The organism is Gorillibacterium timonense, from assembly GCF_001457415.1.
GTDB classification, from domain to species: domain Bacteria; phylum Bacillota; class Bacilli; order Paenibacillales; family NBRC-103111; genus Gorillibacterium; species Gorillibacterium timonense.
In genome coordinates, this window is record NZ_LN881724.1 from 2,321,466 (window position 1) to 2,339,866 (window position 18,401).

Annotated in this window: 18 protein-coding genes; 6 read left to right on the plus strand and 12 right to left on the minus strand. The window is 49.6% G+C overall.

From position 1 onward, the window contains the following. Window positions 1–11: 11 nt before the first annotated feature. The 4 genes from BN2684_RS23275 to BN2684_RS23290 form a co-directional block, all read right to left on the minus strand. Window positions 12–1,625, minus strand: coding sequence for a copper amine oxidase N-terminal domain-containing protein (locus tag BN2684_RS23275; protein ID WP_058304451.1), 1,614 nt, complete (start codon window positions 1,623–1,625; stop codon window positions 12–14). Window positions 1,626–1,825: 200 nt separating this feature from the next. Beyond that, a complete protein-coding gene (locus tag BN2684_RS23280; RefSeq protein ID WP_058304452.1) occupies window positions 1,826–2,740 on the minus strand; it encodes an alpha/beta fold hydrolase in 915 nt (304 codons plus the stop codon). Further along, on the minus strand, window positions 2,737–3,390 hold the full coding sequence (locus BN2684_RS23285; RefSeq protein WP_058304453.1) for a TetR/AcrR family transcriptional regulator: 654 nt from the start codon (window positions 3,388–3,390) through the stop codon (window positions 2,737–2,739). Before BN2684_RS23285 ends, BN2684_RS23280 begins: the two co-directional genes overlap by 4 nt. A 180-nt stretch (window positions 3,391–3,570) precedes the next feature. After that, window positions 3,571–4,026, minus strand: a complete 456-nt coding sequence (locus BN2684_RS23290; RefSeq protein WP_058304454.1) for a CBS domain-containing protein — start codon at window positions 4,024–4,026, stop codon at window positions 3,571–3,573. A gap of 242 nt (window positions 4,027–4,268) precedes the next feature. On the opposite strand from BN2684_RS23290, the gene BN2684_RS23295 reads away from it, so the two are divergent. Further along, a complete protein-coding gene (locus tag BN2684_RS23295; RefSeq protein ID WP_148450058.1) occupies window positions 4,269–4,736 on the plus strand; it encodes a hypothetical protein in 468 nt (155 codons plus the stop codon). A 170-nt stretch (window positions 4,737–4,906) separates the two neighbouring features. Here BN2684_RS23295 and mnmH read toward each other — a convergent pair whose 3' ends face one another. From mnmH to BN2684_RS23310, 3 genes are all read right to left on the minus strand, one after another. After that, window positions 4,907–5,950, minus strand: coding sequence for a tRNA 2-selenouridine(34) synthase MnmH (gene mnmH, locus BN2684_RS23300; RefSeq protein ID WP_058304456.1), 1,044 nt, complete (start codon window positions 5,948–5,950; stop codon window positions 4,907–4,909). Window positions 5,951–6,004: 54 nt separating this feature from the next. Then, complete coding sequence (selD, locus tag BN2684_RS23305) at window positions 6,005–7,066, minus strand: selenide, water dikinase SelD (protein WP_058304457.1); 1,062 nt, start codon at window positions 7,064–7,066, stop codon at window positions 6,005–6,007. Between the two features lie 86 nt (window positions 7,067–7,152). Then, window positions 7,153–7,839 carry a TetR/AcrR family transcriptional regulator gene (locus BN2684_RS23310; protein WP_058304458.1) on the minus strand — a complete coding sequence of 229 codons (687 nt, stop codon included), beginning with the start codon at window positions 7,837–7,839 and terminating at the stop codon, window positions 7,153–7,155. Window positions 7,840–7,972: 133 nt separating this feature from the next. On the opposite strand from BN2684_RS23310, the gene BN2684_RS23315 reads away from it, so the two are divergent. After that, window positions 7,973–9,325, plus strand: coding sequence for an MATE family efflux transporter (locus tag BN2684_RS23315; RefSeq protein WP_058304459.1), 1,353 nt, complete (start codon window positions 7,973–7,975; stop codon window positions 9,323–9,325). Window positions 9,326–9,458: 133 nt separating this feature from the next. On the opposite strand, the gene BN2684_RS23320 is transcribed toward BN2684_RS23315, so the two are convergent. Both BN2684_RS23320 and BN2684_RS23325 read right to left on the minus strand, forming a co-directional pair. Then, window positions 9,459–10,358: a copper amine oxidase N-terminal domain-containing protein gene (locus BN2684_RS23320; RefSeq protein ID WP_148450060.1), complete on the minus strand. Its 900-nt coding sequence runs from the start codon at window positions 10,356–10,358 to the stop codon at window positions 9,459–9,461. 146 nt (window positions 10,359–10,504) lie between these two features. Then, window positions 10,505–11,656, minus strand: a complete 1,152-nt coding sequence (locus BN2684_RS23325) for an epoxide hydrolase family protein (RefSeq protein WP_058304461.1) — start codon at window positions 11,654–11,656, stop codon at window positions 10,505–10,507. A 107-nt stretch (window positions 11,657–11,763) separates the two neighbouring features. Here BN2684_RS23325 and BN2684_RS23330 point away from each other — a divergent pair, with 107 nt between their 5' ends. Beyond that, window positions 11,764–12,618, plus strand: a complete 855-nt coding sequence (locus BN2684_RS23330; RefSeq protein ID WP_058304462.1) for a helix-turn-helix domain-containing protein — start codon at window positions 11,764–11,766, stop codon at window positions 12,616–12,618. Between the two features lie 156 nt (window positions 12,619–12,774). Continuing rightward, window positions 12,775–13,401 carry an acetate uptake transporter gene (locus tag BN2684_RS23335; RefSeq protein ID WP_058304463.1) on the plus strand — a complete coding sequence of 209 codons (627 nt, stop codon included), beginning with the start codon at window positions 12,775–12,777 and terminating at the stop codon, window positions 13,399–13,401. 372 nt (window positions 13,402–13,773) lie between these two features. On the opposite strand, the gene BN2684_RS23340 is transcribed toward BN2684_RS23335, so the two are convergent. From BN2684_RS23340 to BN2684_RS23350, 3 genes are all read right to left on the minus strand, one after another. Further along, window positions 13,774–14,766, minus strand: a complete 993-nt coding sequence (locus BN2684_RS23340; protein WP_058304464.1) for a phosphotransferase family protein — start codon at window positions 14,764–14,766, stop codon at window positions 13,774–13,776. A gap of 123 nt (window positions 14,767–14,889) precedes the next feature. Further along, window positions 14,890–15,774, minus strand: a complete 885-nt coding sequence (locus tag BN2684_RS23345; RefSeq protein WP_058304465.1) for an ROK family protein — start codon at window positions 15,772–15,774, stop codon at window positions 14,890–14,892. A 137-nt stretch (window positions 15,775–15,911) separates the two neighbouring features. Further along, entirely contained in the window at window positions 15,912–16,880 is a 969-nt protein-coding gene (locus BN2684_RS23350; protein WP_058304466.1) for a LacI family DNA-binding transcriptional regulator, read from the minus strand. Between the two features lie 272 nt (window positions 16,881–17,152). Here BN2684_RS23350 and BN2684_RS23355 point away from each other — a divergent pair, with 272 nt between their 5' ends. Further along, window positions 17,153–17,557 (plus strand): CBS domain-containing protein, encoded by a 405-nt coding sequence (locus tag BN2684_RS23355; protein ID WP_058304467.1) that lies wholly within the window; start codon window positions 17,153–17,155, stop codon window positions 17,555–17,557. Window positions 17,558–17,572: 15 nt separating this feature from the next. Beyond that, window positions 17,573–18,391 carry a class I SAM-dependent methyltransferase gene (locus BN2684_RS23360; protein ID WP_058304468.1) on the plus strand — a complete coding sequence of 273 codons (819 nt, stop codon included), beginning with the start codon at window positions 17,573–17,575 and terminating at the stop codon, window positions 18,389–18,391. Window positions 18,392–18,401 lie beyond the last annotated feature (10 nt).

Below are 18,401 nucleotides of genomic sequence, written 5' to 3' on the forward strand. Positions count from 1 at the left end.
GATGTGATCTGTTAAGGATTGAAAGCCCCCTTGTAAATCCAGAATTGGAGGGGAGCTTCTACATAATCGATCATTTCGTCCTTTTTCGTCATGGGATTCTTGTAGGTAAGCTCAAGATTCTTGTAGGTGGCTAAGAAGAGGGACTTCCCGGAAGAAGAGAGATGAATCTGCTCGATGAAGGCCCCTTCGGAAAACTTGGTGAAGATGGAGTACGTTTTGCTCCCTTTCGTCGTCTCGCATTTTCCTTTGTAACAGGTCGTATCGGTTGTCGTTGACTTCCCGCCTTCCTCGATCCGCTTTTTCCAGCTATCTGGTATTGGAGCATTTTGCGGCCCGGTAACAAACGGTTCTGCCGATTCATCCAGCTTGGCCCATAGAGCCGAAGCGGATAACCAGAGAGAATTCATCTTGCTGCCGCTTAGTGATACCGCTGCTCCTACGGCTGACACTCTCGACCCTCGGATTTGCGTATTCTGCAGATCATCATATGGGGTTCCGGTTGCTTTTACCCAGGAGTCTCCCGCCAGTTTGTAGGCCCCAAAGGATTCCCCGACGCCATATACCGAGTCACCCTGAACAAAGAGACGATCCAGTTTTATCCCGGCCCCCTTCAAGGGTTGAGCTTGTCCATTCGAGTATCTCCAGGCTTCATGATTCGAATTGATCATATACCAGCTGTCGGATTGGATGACGACGTCGCTGATGGTTCCTGCCTGATCGGAACCGGGAAGCTGAGTCCACTGATGATCCCGGTATTGCCAGAGTCCTCCGAAGTTCACTCCATATTTCCAGGAACCAAATGATGCTGTGAGCGCACCGTCTGAGGTCCAGTTCAGATACCAAAGATCGTCGCTGAATACGGCGGCTTTAATGGGCTGCCCCCCTAATGAACTCGTTGCTTGAGGAAGCGGGATTTTACTCCAGATTCCCTTCTCGTACATCCACAAATAATCGAGCTTGTTCTCCTCTTGCACGACGGCGACAAGCTTCCCGTCCTCAGACCATTTCAGATCTTTGACAAACCGGTTCGAAACGGGGGAACCGGCTCCCCCGAAGCTCTCCCAATTACCCGAAGCGTACTGTTGAATCCCTTCGTTCGTACCGATCGTCAACAGGCCGTCAGGGGACCAGGCTACAGAGGTGATCGCCGTAACTTTCGGTTTCGGAAGCTGCTCCCATTTGCTTGAGTAGGTAATGGTGACGGTATTGGCCGACGAGTTCCACTTCACATCCGCATCCATAGCCTCTGAGATAAACCTCAGCGGTACCATCGTACTCCCGTTTAGGAGCTGCGGTGCTGTCGAGAGGCTAACGCTCTTATTGTTCACATGGGCCGTTTTGGACCCGATCGTGAGCTGGATGTTGGTAAAATCCTTCGTCGCAGTCACGCGCTGGTTGGCATTGTCCCAGTTTACCGTAGCCTTCAGCTTTTCGAAAATGCTTCGCATAGGCACAAGTACGGAGCCATTCACCAATCGGGCAGGGGTATCGAACGTTTGCGCGGTCCCGTTGATGATGATTTTGATCGGCCTCTCCCCGGCTGCATCCGCTTGCGGAAGAACAGGAATGAAGATAAGAAGGCATATCAGAAGAGAAAGGACTAGAGACCGTTTCGACAGCTTCATACGCTCATCCGCTCCCATCCCTTGGTGCAATCGATTATGCTGGTTTCGCTCAGCGTTTCAGATGCCTCATTTGATCGTATTATGCCTTTCATTGAGTTCCTCCTCGTGCTTCATCCTATAATTTCGAATTATATGGTTTTTTGTCGATGTCCGTCTATACATAATTTCCCTAAAGTCAACCCGCATCATCAATTGCGAAGTCATTCTGCAGATTCTGAATTCCGGATGTCCTTTACTCGATCATTGAGAATCTGGCTGATCAAAGCATTCGCTTCGTCGGCGATTTCATGGTTGAGTCCATGTCCGACTCCCGGATAAAACCTTACATTCATGTTCATTTGAAGCAATGCGTCCTTGCCGCCCAGCTTTTGAAAAGGATCTTCTTCCCCGACGATGTAATAGGCATCCGGTTTTATTCGTTCGATCTGCTCCGGGGTAAAATAACCAACTTTGTGGAATTTCATCGCCATGTTGTTGAAACCTCTCAAGAGCTCGGTATAATGCTTCATGATTGTTTCGTGCTCCGTAAACACAGAATATCGGTCTCCCGTAAGCTTTCTCAACAAGCGAATGATGTTTTTTCGCGTGGGAAACAGAGCCTCCGGCATGAAAATTTTCATCATGGTCTTGAGAACCGAACCCACCTTCTCCACCGGAACGGTTGAAGAGATAACGATAGCCTTACCTGCTTGATCAGGGCGTTCCGCTTTGTACAACTGGGCTAAATAACCGCCATTCGAGACCCCCATCAGATCAGGTTTTACGAGAGATAGGCCGGACAACACTTCATCGATCCAGGTGACGTCGTCAAACTCTTTGCCATAATGATCATTCGGTCGGCTTTTCCCCGGTCCGCCGATCGTATCAACGGCATACAAGCGAAATTCTCCTGCCAATGCCTTCATGTTATAGATCCACATAAGCGCGGAATCATCTCCGACACCGTGAAAAAGGACAACCGGTTTTCCTTCTTCTTTCCCGCAAACGATGACATGGGTCGTACCATAGGTAGTCGCAATCTCCTTTTCTTCGAAATCCGTCCCCCACTGCTGCAGAAGTTCGTCATAGGATTTCATGATCCGCTGTTCGGCTTTTGCGCTTCGGTAAATGTTCATAGAATGGACCCTCCTGTTTGATAACGGGCAAAAAAGGTATGAGCGAAGCCGCTTAGCTCCTGTTGAACGTTCTGCATCCGTTGCGCGCGATCTTCCGCATTCGATTCCGCGTTGCCCAAATTCCGTTGATAGAGAAAACAAATCATTCCGTAATACTCGCTGGCGAGCCGGCCGGGATCGGCTTCGATAAAAAACCCGCGCTCGATCATTCTGGCAAACGTCTTCCGGCACTGATTCCAGGGCTGTTCAAACATCAATCGATTATAAAGCTCTGCAGCTTCGCGGCTCCTAAACTGTTCAATCGTCAGCATGCGCAGCATTTTGTTGATGGGTTCATGCATAAGGTAGCCTTGTACGATGCCGATCGCCACCAAGGCAAATTCATCCGGCCATATTTCATTGACCGTATCAAAGCGATCATCAAACATCCTTTGCATGTGATCCATTCGAACCTGGACCTGCTGCAGCAAATGGTCGAAAATGTCCTGTTTGTTCTTAAAGTGATAATAGATGGCGCTCTCCTTCATACCGATGGCGCCGCTGATGGTACGAATGGATACCGCTTGGTAGCCGTTTATCGAAAATAATTCCAATGCCGTGTCTAGAATGAGCTGCTTCGTATCGGTTCGATCCTCGTCTCCCTTTACCATTACAGACATTACTCCTTCCAATTGGAATCGATTAAGACTCATCTCCACTTTACTTAACGTTCGTTAAGTAATCAAGATAAATTTGGCATCAACTAAAAAAACTTCTCCCCGCCTATGCGGTGAAGAAGTTTTCCTTCGTTATAAATGCTAGGATTCGGATACCTAATCCCGAATAGGTACTTAGAGCAGCGCCTTGAAGGCATGGCGGATCACGTCGCCTCGGCTGATGATACCGACCAGCACCCCGTTCCGCTCGACCGGAACCTTCTTGATCCGCTTCTTGCCGAGGATGGCGGCGATCTTCTCGATCTCCTCGTCCCATTGCACAGTAATGACCTTCTTCTTGGCGATGGACATGACATGAAGATCGAGCAGCTTCCGGGCACGTTCCTCGAATTCGTCGTCATCCCCTTTGAGAAGGACGGTGTGGAAATAAAAATCAACAATTAAATCCTCATGCTTGCCCAAGCAGCGCATGATGTCGCCGTCGCTCAGATAAGCGACGATCTCATTTCGTTCGTTCACAACGGGCATGCCGCTGATGCGATAAGTAATGCATTTCTCGATAAACGTCCGAACCGTGTCGGTCTCTTTGATTTTATAAACCTGCTGGATCATGATTTCATGAGCCTTCATGCGTCCACTCCATTGTCGATCAGTCTGATTGCCGTACTCTTACAGGATGCAATAAAAAGTATACGCTTTCGTATCATCTTTCTGCAATATGGCAGGTTTAGAGTTCCCTCGCAGAGTATATGGATATATTGATTTTTTGTGAACGACAAATGATTACATTATTCACAGTAGCTCGTTTTTTTCAGAATGTTATAGTGATAAGGTGGATCTGGAATATCAGGTATTTTTGGGGGGCAAACAAGATGAAACAGAAGGAATCGAGAAGACTTTACCCTATCGGTCTGGTATTCCTGGCCCTGCTACTCGCGGGGGGGATTGTATGGTATAAATTCCCCTATACAGCTGATCGGTATCTCCCGCCTGAGGAAAAGATTCAAGCGATTATGTATGGGACCTTCTATGCAGATAGAGAGTTTAAGGGTAGGGACATTTATATCAAGGATCGGGAAAGGATCTCGGAGTTTTATGATAAATTTCGTGAAGTGCGTGGCGTCCGGTTGCTGGGAGGACGAAATGGCATTGTTGCCCCAAAGTCCATGATGATGATTCTGGTTTGCGTGGATGACGGCAAGGAAAAACACGTGAGTCTGGTCATAAGCAGCGAAGGCGACATTAGCCTGAACGGTGGAAAAAAAGCGATTCGTTTGCGGTCCCGCCCGAAGGACACCCTCTTTACAAGCTTGAAAGCCTTCTTTTCGGATGATGAATGAGGCTGGACCGTCAACCACCCTCTATAAAAAATCGCCCGTCTTCTTGGCATCTCAGCCAAGCGGAGGGCGATTTTTTTGCGAAGTGGGTAAGGAGAGACCGTCTGTGAGGCATAATGCCGATCCCTTTTGCAGAGAACTGCGGGAACACGACCGAGCATCCCTACCCCACCTTATGAGGAGCCATCGCGTGAAGCTAGATAGGCCAGAATGGCCGCTTCCGCTTCATCCGCATTCCGAACGTCAAAGATGATCTTCTCGACGTTCTCCCTAATCGGAGAGGAATGCTCATACCTCGGGTCATAGTAATGCTCTAGCAAGAGGGATACCGCTTCCCCGAACTCGTCGTTTCCTAAACATTGTTCAATCTCGGCTGCAACCGGAATATGTATCCGCCCTTTGATGAACCGGAACGCTTCGAGATAAGCTTCCTTATGCTCTTCCGGTCGATAATCCGCAAGAATTTGACGTACGCGGGCTTCGAGCGGCATTTCAATCCAGAGCTGCGTCGCCTGATCCTTCTGTTCCGCGAGAAAAGGAGGCATGACGACTTTGCCGATCCGTTTGCTCTCAGCTTCGAATAAGAGATACCGACGATGTTGGTGCCCCAGCAGCTCTTCTGCGAGAAGGGCATCGAAGGTCTTCTGGTTGTTCGCTTGAAGACCAATTTGACCGAATACAGAGCCGCGATGTCCGGCCATCCCTTCCAAGTCAAGCACCGGGTACCCTTTCGCCTTTAGTCGCCGCAGCAGATTCGTTTTCCCAGTGCCCGTCAAGCCGTGGATGACATACGGTTTGGGCTGGAAATCGAAGGCTTCCAGCTTGTCCAACACCCATTGCCGGTAAGCCCGATAACCGCCTGACAAGCGATAGACATGGATATCCATCAAGGATAGCACCGTCGCAACCGTCTTGCTGCGCATACCGCCCCGCCAGCAGAAAACAGCCTTGTCGCCCGGAATGGCGGCGAATTCCTTAACGAACTGCGGCAGCTTGGCGGAGGCGATTTCGAGCCCTCGTTCCTTGGCGGCATGCACGCCTACTTGAACATACAAGGTTCCCACTTCGGCACGCTCATCATCTGTGAAGAACGGGATGTTTCGACTCCCGGGAATGGTCGCATCTCTGAACTCCGAAGGGGAGCGCACATCGATCAATGCGACGGGTTTGGTGGCTTGACGCTCCTTTATTTTCTCAATTGAAAGGTCCTGGAACAAGAGATTCTCTCCTTCTGCCCGATTACGGTCCGGCGTTCAGCATGGGGAACTTGTCTAGTTCGAATCGGCCAGGACCGTGATCTCTCCGGGATGCTGGACGGTAACTTCACCGATCAGGGCGGCCTCGACGCCGGCTTCCTTCAGCTTGGCCAAAAGCTCATCGCTGTCCTCCGGAGCAACGGCAATCAATAACCCGCCTGAGGTGACCGCATCGCAGAGGATGTAGCGGTCGAGTTGGTCCATCTCTTCCGGAAAGCGGATGCTCCCTTCCAGGTGGGCGAAGTTATTCCGCGTTCCGCCCGGTACGAAGCCCTGCTCGGCCAATTCGCGGACACGCGGCAGGATGGGCACAGCCGCCTTGCGGATGATGAGCCCCATTCCGCTTCCCTTTGCCATCTCGGAGCCATGCCCGAGCAGACCGAAGCCGGTGACATCCGTGCAAGCATGCACATCATAGGAAGCCATGATGGACGCTGCCGTTTTATTTAAGGTCGACATGACCGAGGTGAGGCGTTTCGTTTCTTCTTCGGTAAGCTGATCCTTCTTGATGGAGGTCGTCAGGATTCCAACTCCGATCGGCTTGGTAAGAATCAACTGGTCTCCCGGCTTCGCACCAGCATTGGTCCGCACCTTGTCCGGGTGAACGAGTCCGGTAACGGCAAGCCCGAATTTCGGCTCCTTGTCGTCAATCGAGTGCCCTCCAACCAGCGTCGCACCGGCTTCCTTCACTTTGTCTGCCGCCCCGCGGAGAATGTCCGCGAGGATGCTCTTATCTAGCGTAGAGATCGGGAACGCCACGATATTGAGCACCGTTAAGGGCTCGCCGCCCATCGCATAGATATCACTGAGCGCGTTTGCCGCGGCAATCTGCCCGAAGGAGTACGGATCGTCCACGATTGGTGTGAAGAAGTCGACGGTTTGAACGATTGCCAGCTCGTCCGTCAGCCGGTAAACTCCCGCATCATCGCTTGTGTCGAGTCCAACTAGCAGATTTGGATTGGGAACGGCAGGCGGCAGACTGCGGATGACCTCCATCAGATCGGCAGGTCCGATTTTGCAGCCGCAGCCTCCTTTTGAAGAGAGAGAAGTCAATTTGATCGGTTCGGCTTGATTCATTCTATTTCCGCTCCTTTATGCCGGATTCGGCCTATGCCTCCATCTTACATCATGTTTCGAGTTTGTCCAAACGGGTTCATCATCTGCTAGAGTGTGTTTGTCTTCGCCTGAATCACCTGCTCAATCCCCAACAGGATCAACTTTACGCCGAATTCAAATGCCCCATCCGTCCCCATCAGATCGAACAACCCGCTCTTGTAGATCCTCCGGAACAGTCCCGCTTCCGTCTCGCTCATGGAATCCAGAAGACGGATCATCTCCCTGTTCGAATGCTCTCCCTGCTCCTTAAGAATAGCGGAGACATTACGCTGATGCTGATAATCGTCCAGAACGAAGAAGAAGACATAGTTCACAAGCGTAAGAACCGCTTGTAATTTCTGCTCTTCCTCTAGCGGCGTCGATTCCACGCAGAGCAGCATACGGTTGGTGAACCGGATCATGTCCGGTTCGTGGGGCAGCGTCATCATCATGAGCTGTGTGGAGCAAGGATACCGACTGAGCACACTCCGTATGGTTACCGCAAGGTCTGTCAGCTGCTCCTTCCAATCCCCCTCAGAGAGGAGCTCCTCCAGGATAATCTTCGATACTTGGTTGGCCAGACGGTAGTAAAGATCCTGCTTGCTCTTAAAATACCAGTACAAAGAGGGAGCCTGAATCCCCAGCCGGTCGGCCAATCGTCTCAGGCTGAATTTCTCGATGTCCTCCTCCCCCAGAAGCTTCCATGAGGCATCCAAAATCATATCCTCTGAAATCTGAGGCTGCTGCTTTTTCATCAACATCCGCCCTTTTATCTAACAGTGTAAGTTTATGCTTTACAGCTTCTTAGGTTCATGATATCATCTAACACTGTAAGGTTCAATCTAACACCGTTAGATTAACACTAAACTAAAGAAAGCAGTGATCCGCATGGATGCAGAAAACCTTCATTATTTTGAAAAAGCACCCATCACAAAAGCCGTAGCTCACTTCGCTGTACCGATGATGCTAGGCACGTCAATGAGTGTTATCTATTCCATCTTGAATGCCTATTTCCTTGGTACACTCCACAATACGGCCATGTTAACCGCCCTCGCACTAACCTTGCCGTTATTTGCAGTCATTATGGCTCTAGGCAACTTGATTGGCATCGGTAGCGGGACATTCATCTCCCGTTTGTTGGGAGAGAAAAATGATGAGGATGTCAAGCATGTGTCTTCCTTCGCTTTTTACAGCAGTTTGGTTCTTGGTCTTATCGTGGTGGTTATCGGTCTCCCGTTCATCGATCCTATCGTTCATGGTCTGGGGGCAACGCCGGATTCCTTCGGATATACAAAGGATTATGTCACGATTATGCTTATCGGTTCACCCATCGTCGTATTATTCTTCACGCTGGAGAATATCGTACGCTCGGAGGGTGCTGCCATCACATCGATGATCGGTATGATTCTCAGTGTTGTTGTGAATATGATTCTCGATGCGCTTGTCATCTTCGTCTTCCATTGGGGCGTGATTGGCGTTGCGTCTGCAACGGTCCTTTCAAACTTGGTTGCGACTGTCTTTTTCGCCTTCCATATCGGATATAAGAGCCCCTTCTTAACGATCTCTATAAAATGGTTCAAGGCTACCAAGGAGATTCTGAGCAATGTATTCAAAATCGGAGTTCCCGTCTTTGTGATGAGCATCTTCTTGGGGGCCATGTCACTCATCTTTAACCATTATCTTGTCGAATATGGGGATCAAGCCGTAGCGGCTTACGGAATTTCATCCCGTTTATTGCAATTTCCTGAGTTTATTCTGATGGGATTATGCGAGGGAGTCGTACCGCTCATTGCCTTCTCATTTACAGCGAATAAATTACGCATGAAGCATACCATTCAATTCACGATCAAAGCGATTGTGGCGTTAGCCGTCGTGTTCGGCATTATCGTTTATTTGATTTCCGACCACTTAATTGGTTTGTTTACGAATGACCCTCAATTAATTGAAATGGGCAGCTACATTCTGCATGTGACGTTCTTATCCTTGTTCATCACAGGAATGACCACATTGTTTACAGGAATCTTCCAAGCAACTGCGCAAGGAACCGCCGCGTTTGTTATGTCCGTTACTCAAGGAGTTACGCTAATTCCCGTGCTGTATATAGCCAATCGAATGAATGGCTTCCACGGAGTGGTCTGGTCGCTCGTCTTTGCGGATGCCGTCGCATTCCTGGTTGGAGCCATCATGTTGTATGTTCTGCGGAACAAATTACAGCCGGATTTGGATGCTCTAGCCCAATAGAAACCATAACACGCAAGAAGGTAGGATAAGGGTGCTCCCTGATCCTACCTTCTTTATGTACATGAGCGGGAATACTCCGGAGGATCACAGATGATTCCCGGGATCAGAAGCCGTTTCTTCGAGATAGCGGAAATCATCCCGGAAACGCCAACGCTCCCTCTGCATAGGGATCAAAAAGCTGAATCGTCATGATGAGTCCATTGTAAAAGGTATATACATCGCCGGTGTATTTATCCACCCAGAAATCGTAGACGACGGGTATCACATAGAAACGATCATTCTCGGATCGAATGGATAAATTCGTGATGATCTTCCGCATGGATGCCCCATCGTCCTGCTGGTTCACCGCCAGAGGAACAAAAAGGCCGTATCTCTTCTCATAGGCCTCAATCAACTGATTCTTCACTTTCGCGAGAGCTTCCTCTGCCGTTAGCTTCACGGCTTCCTCCGGATAACGGCTGATCATCACATGGGGCAGACGGGGGATGATTCGAAGCGGACTGTCGTCGATTCCGCTGAAGTAAGAAGCCTCTCCCTGCAGAGCATCCGTCACAAACTCAAGCGGAACGAAGAGCTCCCCGTCTATGCGTTCGGGAGAAGTCGTCAATTGGATCGCTTTCCCGTCCAGGTAGACCGTTTTTTCCCCTGGTGTAAGCTCAATTGTCCGGTTGCCGTCGGATAAAGCAACCTTTTCCTGCCCCTCCTTTTCCATCATGGAAATATCGAATCGTTCCACGATCGGATGGAGAGCAACAAATGGCTGGCTCTCCACCATCTTGACCTTCGCCTGCTTGACGATCGACCCGTTGAGAAACAAGCCCACGTAGCCAGGTTGAATCTTTTCCTTCGTACCGTCTTCATACTGGATAAAGTAGTCATCGTCGTTGGATGATTCATTCGGGAAAATCTGCACCTGATCCAGATGAACTCCAGGAACCGTGGCTTGCACCTCCTGCATCACCGGCTCCGACCTGCACCCCAACATAACCATAAGAAGAGTGCTGACAATCATCAACAGTAGACCCTTCCTCACATTTTCCACTCCTTCATTGGAAACTTCATCCTTTCCCCTTACTTAAAGAACGAAAACTCCCGCCTTTCTGTTGCAAAAAAACGAGCCATTCTCGCCAAATATGCGATTAACGAACCGTTTGAACTGGCGGGAACGAATATTCCGGCCTATTTCTCACGATAAGGCTTGTAGAAGGAACGAATGTCTTGGGCAAAAAGCTCTGGCTCCTCCATGGCCGTAAAATGACCGCCGCGAGCCATTGTCGTCCAGCGAGTAATCGTTAAATTTCGCATGGCCCACTCTTTTGGCGGTAATACAATATCTGCTGGGAATAAGGCAAGTCCAGTGGGTACTTTTATATAGCCTAATGGCGGCAGAGAATGTGAATTTTCATAATACATACGCGTAGATGACCCTATTGTGTTCGTAAGCCAATAAACCATAATATGAGTAATGAGCTCATCTTCGGTATAGCTTTGCTGGAGGTCGCCTCCACAATCACTCCAAGCACGAAATTTTTCAAGAATCCAGCCCGCTAAGCCTGCTGGTGAATCCGAAAGTCCATACGCAAGCGTCTGTGGACGTGTCGATTGGATCGACATGTACCCTCCCTCTTGGGAAATCCATTCCGATGCTTTTTTCTTATAGTGAAGCTCTTCTTCTGATAATTCCCCCTGCCCATGAGGCGCAAGGAGATCTCTTATGATGCCAATATCCGTTAGGTGGATTCCATATAAAAGCTCAGGATGGTTATACGCCAGATATCTTGTAACTCCGGAGCCTATATCCCCGCCCGCTGCAGCAAATTTTTCGTATCCTAATTCTTTTGTCATTAAAGTTGCCCACATCTCGGAGACCTGATCATTGTTGACACCAGGACGGTCAGGGCAGCTAGAGAACCCAAATCCTGGTAAGGACGGGACAATGACATCAAAGGAATCTGCAGGATCTCCGCCATAGCTCGCTGGATCTGTAAGAAGGGGAATGACCTTCTGATATCGAAGGTAACTGTCTGGCCATCCGTGAGTGAGAATAAGGGGCATGGGATTCGGTCCCTTGCCGCGCTCATGAACAAAGTGCACGTCCATTCCCTCGATGCTGCAGCGAAACTGCGAAAAGCGGTTTAACTGAGCTTCCTGCTTGCGCCAATCATACTGTTCCCGCCAATACGAAACAAGCGACTCTAAACAAGATAAATCGGTTCCTTGATCCCAGCCCGAGCTTACCTGTTGACCCGGCCAACGGATGTGATGTAATCTTCTTTTTACATCATCCAGGACTTCATCTGTGATGTGAATGTGAAAACGTTCAATGGTCATGAGGCTTCCCACCTTTTTCGTCGATATCGCAAATGATATCCCTTCACCTTTAGGGGTACAATGTCAAAAACGAAGCATCTCACTATACTATTTGATAGGGGAATCGTATGCCGCAGACCGACCGTTACAAAAATCGATCCGTGAACATTGAATTTTTCCCCGTGGAGGATTTTAGCAACCTTCCTTATGCTAGGCGGTTCACGATTATCTTAGTTACCTCAGGAACCTTGAACGGGCTTTTAAATGGGCATCCTCTATCCATAGTCGCTCCGGGTGTCCTTTGCTTGAGTGAAGATGACGTTATCCAGATCAACGAGAAGCTTAACGTAGCGGCGCAATCCTTTTGTTATGATAACGATTTTCTCAACACCGTTACACTTTCCGATACGCAAGGGTTTTATCCAACGGGTCCGAGAATACTAACCGGTCTTTCCCTTTTTCAACGGGATCATCCTCTTCTAGGTGTTCCTCGTATAACTGAAAAGGCGTTTCCGTTTCTATTTGATTGTTTTTTTATACTGGGTATGGAAGTTCAGGCGCAAAGCGATTCAAACTGGGTATGCCGAATTAAGAAGTACCTTATCCAGATTATGGGGTTGCTTGAGGAGTTAAGCCGGACCCATGAACGATCTCCTGTGGATTTTGCATTAGAATACATACACACGAACTACTCGAGGAAGATTTCATTGGAGGATTTGACGAAATGTGCTCATTTGAACCGTGTAACGCTAAACAAATTATTTCAGGAAAGATGCGGAAAAACGTCAATCGGTTACCTGCTTGACTATCGGTTGAAGGTTGCGTGTGATCTTTTGACCCATACCGATATGAAGCTGAATGACATTGCACATGCTACGGGGTTTGAGTATGACACCTACTTGATCAAGCAGTTTAAAGCTAAAAAAGGGATGTCCCCTACCCAATATCGGATCATAACTCGAAAGGTTGCCCATGCCCAATGACTTCTCGTGCGTATCAACTCAAAAACCATCGTTTGCGCACCCCTTCTCATAAAGCGTAAAGGGAGGCCTGTTCACAATATCTCCACAACTTCGTTCTGACATTTTTTGTAGAATAAATGAGTATGTTTCACACGAGCATAGGGGGAATCTGTCAACGTGAACGAAGTCAAGCCTGCTAAACCGGAGACCGTCTCGGTCACGGCTGCCGACCCGTCCGCTATCGGACTGTTCGGCCTTGCCATGGTCACACTGGTCGCATCCAGCCAGAAGCTGGAATGGACGAACGGCGTGTCCGGCATCATCCCTTGGGCGATATTTCTCGGGGCTTGCGCCCAGCTCTTCGCCTGTATCAACGATTCGAAACGCAACAATACCTTCGGGACGACGGCATTCGGCGCTTATGCCTTCTTCTGGCTCGGCGTCGCCTTCACCTGGATGATCAAGCTTGGCGTCTTCGGGGCCGCAATGGCAAGCGCTTATGATCCCAAGCAGCTCGGCTTCGCCTTCCTCGGGTATCTCATCTTCACCGTCTACATGACGATAGGAGCGATGGAAGCGAATAAGGTTCTCTTCGTCATCTTTTTCCTCATCATCTTCCTGTTCCTCGGGCTTACGCTGAACGCCTTCGGGATCGCGGAGCATGCCAGCCACCGGATGGCGGCAATTGCGGAATTCCTGATCGCGATCGCTTCGTTTTACGGTTCCGCGGCATCGGTTCTCAACACCCATTTCGGGCGGGTCTTCCTGCCGGTGGGCAAGCCTTTTGGCATCTTCAAGAAATGAAACGATGACCTGAAGGCCGGGGTTAAGGAGACATCTCCTCAGCCCCGGTCTTTTTTATTTTTCACCTCTTGTTCAGGGATTTTTCACTTCCTTTTAAGCAATTTCTCCTATGATGACAGTAGATTTACTTCATCCCGAAGGAGCGATCCTCATGAAAAAGCTGATCTCCCTGATGTCGGTCTTAATGCTCTCTGTGGGCTTGGCAGGCTGTAGCTACTCCCCTTCCATCCCCAATACGGTAATTCCCAGTATAGAGGAATCCTCCTCTTATCATACGAGCGCAAATTCATACTCTGCGGATTCGGCTGTCAACTCATTGGAGCAGACGAATGAATCACTTGCCTGAAATCTTTTTTTGACCTGATTCCACCTCTATAATGGATAAAGGATTTCTGTGTTCATGATTTGGGTAAAGGTTTCACAGGCTCTACTAACCGGTGTTTGTAAAAAATCTCGGAAGGCTTGACCCTCTCCCTCTCTAAGATTATCGCCGGAAATAAGGGAGACCGAGACATTAAGCAACCATCTTAGAGTCGAAAGAACTTTGAAATAATCAAGGTTCTTTATTTCCTTTCCCAATAATTGGGTATAGGCGGCCAGCGCTTCTGCTGCAAAAGAATCAAATCCTCCTCTCTCCATCAAACCAAGGGTCCATGCAAGGTCAAATCGGTAATCGCCAATTCCCCACACCCAATCAATGACGACCGGCTGTTGGTTCTCGTTCAGGATCACATTCCATGGATGGTAATCCCGATGAAGGATGGCCGGGCTCAAATCCTCTACCGTTTGCTTGTTAGTTTGCAGCCAGAAATAAACGGGATATAGCTGTTCAATCTGATTGTGATCCAATAACGCTTTTATTTCCGCCAATTCGTTATCAATCAGGCTCATCGAGGCCGTTTCCGTATACTCCATTTTTGCAATTCCTATGTCCTTTTTATGGAGTTCATAAAGCAATCTGCTAAATGTTTTTACCATATCCTTCTTTTGATCGGAGTCCACTTCCGCGTAAACATCCCAAAACATCCTTCCGTTAATCCGCTCCATTACGAGAAAGGCGTTATTCCCTTCACTCATCGATAGATCATGCCCCAAATATTCGGGTACAGGGTAACCGCTCTTGCCTAAAAAGATAAGTGCCTGACATTCTTTTTCAACACTTTCTACTCCGCTTTTAGTTCCGGAATAGATTTTTAGGATATAGTCCTTCTTTTCTTTATCGTTATTCTTATCAACGGCTATCGTAAATGAATAAACGCTTCCCGCCCATCCGGACTTAAGCGGAGTAATCGTGTTCTCTTGCAGCTCATAATTGGGATACATGGTGTCCAACATTTTCTTGATCATTCTTTTAATAGCTTCCATTTGTTCACCTCCAGATCTATCTTTGGAAATCGACAATATGCGAGCAGAAATAGCAAAACGGGATGAAGCAGAAAGAATTTCTGTTCATCCCGTTGTTGGATATAGTCGATGTGGCTTACGTAATTAAACCTCTTGATTGCGCAGAGCGGCGAGTCCGAGCGCCAACGATCCGGCCAAGCCGGCATTGTCTCCGAGTCCGGGTGCCACGATGTAGTCATCGAGACCATCCAGCAATTCCTTGGCGCTGACATAGCCGTTCAAGTTCTTCCGCACTTCCGCGCGAATCAGGGGGAACAGCTGCTCCTGCTTCATGACTCCGCCGCCCAATACAATCTTCTCCGGGGAAATCACCAGGAGGGTATTGGAGATCGATTGCGCCAGATAAAAAGCTTCCATCTCCCAAGCGGCATGATCCTTCGGGATGTCGCTGCCTTTGATCTGCCAACGCTTCTCAATAGCGGGACCTGCCGCCATTCCTTCCAGGCAATCGTTGTGGTACGGGCAGAAGCCTACATAGCTGTCGTTCGGATGACGGCGGGTCAGCACATGTCCGCCTTCCGGATGTACCAGCCCATGGACGAGTCGGCCTTGGGAATATACCCCGACCCCGATGCCCGTTCCTACCGTGTAATAGACACAGCTGTTCATTCCCTTGGCAGCTCCCCAAATCGCTTCGCCGTATGCCGCTGCATTGACATCGGTATCCCAGCCGAACGGAACGTCATATGCGGCCTTCATGGCTCCGAGAAAATCATAACCGTTCCAGCCTGGCTTCGGGGTAGTCGTCACATGCCCGTAGTTGGGGCTGTTTTTGTCAACGCCGAGCGGACCAAACGAGCCGATACCGATGGCCTCTACCTGCTTGTCCTTGAAATACTCGATTACCTGTGGGAGAGTGGTCTCCGGCATCCCTGTCGGGAAGCTGATGCGGTCCTCAATGACGCCCTCCTCATTGCCCACTCCACAAACAAACTTTGTTCCTCCAGCTTCAACTGCCCCGATGCGCATGGTGAATTCCTCCTTGGGTTGGGTTCCTTCCTGCAGAACCCTATAAATTCGAATCGCTGTTCTCGCGATGAAGATCAGACGATCCAGATGATAAGCCGCATTCGTATCCGACGTGGCTGCCTCTTCAAAAGGTCACGTCATGTTGTATCGCCTTCGCGATAATAGACCGGCAGCCGGTAGACCTTCTCCTCCAAGCTTTGTCCCGCGATAAGCTGAAGCAGCAGACGAACCGACATCCGCGCCATCTCTTCCACCGGCTGGCGGATGGTCGACAGATTCGGATGAAAGAGTCCGTCATTCTGGATTCCGTCGTATCCAATGAGCTTTACGTCCTCCGGAACGCGGATTCCCCGCTTTGCAGCTCGAATGATGTAGTTGGCAGCCAAAAGATCGTTGATGGCGAAAAGACCGTCGATCTCTTCCGCTACTTCAAAGAACCCAGCGAAATAGGTGTCCTCGTCCACAATCGGTTCATCCGGTTCATAGACGATGACCTCCAGCCCGGCTTGGGCTGCCGCTTGCACGAAGCCTTCCCGGCGCAAGGTGATCTCGCTCGAGACCTGGGGCGTGCTGCCGAGAAAAGCTGGCTTCCGCACTCCCGCCTTTCGGAGCTCATGCAATGCCATGCGTCCTCCCGTCTGGTTATCCGATGTAACGCAAGCGATATTCGATCGGAAATGACGATCGATGCTGATCATGGGAATGTCGTGCTTGACCGCATGATCCAAATTGTTGTACGAAATTCCGAGAATGCCTGCAACCTTGTTCTGCTCCAGCATATCGAGGTAATAGCTCTCTTTCCAAGGCTTCCCTCCGCTGTTGCACAGCAGGAGCTTGTACCCACAGTCGTCGAGTTCATCTTCAACATAATAAGCCAGCTCCGAGAAAAAGGGATGCCAAACGGTAGGCAGAAGCAGGGCGATCAAATTCGATTTTTGCATTTTGAAATTGCGTGCGACTTCATTTGGCACATACTTCAATTGTTCAATTGCAGCGATGACTCGATTCCGGATCTCCGGGGTGACAGTCCCATTGTTGTTGATGACGCGGGATACCGTACCTACCGCCACACCGGCAAGGGCGGCAACGTCCTTGATGCTCGGCATGAGGACTCCACCTGCTTTACTAAGAATGTAAATCAATGGAACCGAGATTCCGTTCATCCGTCAAACCCAACAATCGGATTATACCACCTCAAATGAAACGTTTCAACACATTCATTTCCGGTTGGCAGTCTGCTCAATCCAAATCCAATTTTCATTGATTTCCAGTATGTGAATTTTCTCTCAAGCCTTTTCTTCCCCCTTCTGCTATGCTTTAATGGTAGAAAGCGCTTTGATGCTGAATCAAGCCATACCAAGCAAAGGAGCTGAACACCATGAAGGTCTCATCCTTTCTCTTGTCAAAAGAACAGGTGTCCTATCTCGCTTCCACCATCAGTATGCTGGAGGCGGCCGAACATCTGGAGCGGCATCTATATACCGCAATTCCGATCATTGACGATCACGGGAAATATATCGGCACCTTGTCGGAAGGCGATTTGCTCTGGAAGATGAAGAGAACGCCGGGTCTCACCTTCGCTAATATGGACCAAGTGCCTCTATCGGAGGTGGAACAGCGATTCCAGCTGGAGAGCGTTCAGATCGATGCCAAAATGGAAGACATGCTGAGCTTGGCCGCTGACCAAAATTTTATACCGGTTGTCGACAAAGACGGTCTTTTTCTCGGCATCATCCGGCGCAAGGATATCATTGAATACTACAACGAAAGCATCATGGATTGATCGGGAGGCGATGGAATGGCACGTGAAATCTTATCCAACAATGTGGAACGATTTTCCGGGTTCAGCAGCCTGTATGGTCAAAATCGGCCCATTCCTCCCACGGAAGTCATTCGCATTCTGACGAGTTACGTGGAAGAAACGCCCGAATTGGTCGTAGACGTCGGATGCGGGACAGGCCTCTCCTCGTTCATCTGGCTCGATCATGCGAAGAGAATTATCGGCGTCGAACCTAATGACGATATGCGCGCCGAAGCTCTAGCTCGACTTGACGAAGAAAAACGAACGGAAGCTTTGAGCTTCATTCGCGGGTATTCGCATGAGCTTGATCTGGCGGATGCAGAAGCGGATCTCATCACCTGCTCCCAGTCCTTTCACTGGATGAACCCTCAGCCGACCTTGAAGGAGTTCGCCCGGGTACTGAGAACAGGCGGCGTCTTTGCCGCCTACGACTGCGACTGGCCGCCGGTACTCAACTGGGAAGTTGAGAGCGCCTATCTATCCCTGCAGGAAGAGGTCAAACGGCTGTTAGCGGCTCATCCGGACCCAGACAGCCTTGCCAAACCGTGGGATAAGGAAGGCCATCTGCAGCAGATCCGCGAATCCGGCTTGTTCCGGTATAGCCGGGAAATCGTCTTTCACAATTGGGAGCCCTGTACGGCGGAACGGTATGTGAACATCGCCCTCAGCCAAGGGGGACTGCAAGCTGTGCTCCGTACCGATGCGGATGCCTTGACGGAGGCGGTTGCGGAATTCCGCGAACGGGCGGAGCGGGCCTTCGGCGATGAACCCAAGGATGTGCTCTTCTGCTATCGAATGAGAATTGGCGTGAAATAATCTGGGGTAT

Coding starts and splice junctions, on each gene's coding strand:
- BN2684_RS23345 (WP_058304465.1), bottom strand. CDS start 15,774: ATGCGCATCGGGGCAGTTGAAGCTGGAGGAACAAAGTTTGTTTGTGGA.
- BN2684_RS23295 (WP_148450058.1), top strand. CDS start 4,269: ATGAAACAGAAGGAATCGAGAAGACTTTACCCTATCGGTCTGGTATTC.
- BN2684_RS23330 (WP_058304462.1), top strand. CDS start 11,764: ATGCCGCAGACCGACCGTTACAAAAATCGATCCGTGAACATTGAATTT.
- BN2684_RS23290 (WP_058304454.1), bottom strand. CDS start 4,026: ATGAAGGCTCATGAAATCATGATCCAGCAGGTTTATAAAATCAAAGAG.
- BN2684_RS23275 (WP_058304451.1), bottom strand. CDS start 1,625: ATGAAGCTGTCGAAACGGTCTCTAGTCCTTTCTCTTCTGATATGCCTT.
- selD (WP_058304457.1), bottom strand. CDS start 7,066: ATGAATCAAGCCGAACCGATCAAATTGACTTCTCTCTCTTCAAAAGGA.
- BN2684_RS23325 (WP_058304461.1), bottom strand. CDS start 11,656: ATGACCATTGAACGTTTTCACATTCACATCACAGATGAAGTCCTGGAT.
- BN2684_RS23285 (WP_058304453.1), bottom strand. CDS start 3,390: ATGGTAAAGGGAGACGAGGATCGAACCGATACGAAGCAGCTCATTCTA.
- BN2684_RS23350 (WP_058304466.1), bottom strand. CDS start 16,880: ATGCCGAGCATCAAGGACGTTGCCGCCCTTGCCGGTGTGGCGGTAGGT.
- BN2684_RS23280 (WP_058304452.1), bottom strand. CDS start 2,740: ATGAACATTTACCGAAGCGCAAAAGCCGAACAGCGGATCATGAAATCC.
- BN2684_RS23310 (WP_058304458.1), bottom strand. CDS start 7,839: ATGAAAAAGCAGCAGCCTCAGATTTCAGAGGATATGATTTTGGATGCC.
- BN2684_RS23355 (WP_058304467.1), top strand. CDS start 17,153: ATGAAGGTCTCATCCTTTCTCTTGTCAAAAGAACAGGTGTCCTATCTC.
- BN2684_RS23360 (WP_058304468.1), top strand. CDS start 17,573: ATGGCACGTGAAATCTTATCCAACAATGTGGAACGATTTTCCGGGTTC.
- BN2684_RS23315 (WP_058304459.1), top strand. CDS start 7,973: ATGGATGCAGAAAACCTTCATTATTTTGAAAAAGCACCCATCACAAAA.
- BN2684_RS23340 (WP_058304464.1), bottom strand. CDS start 14,766: ATGGAAGCTATTAAAAGAATGATCAAGAAAATGTTGGACACCATGTAT.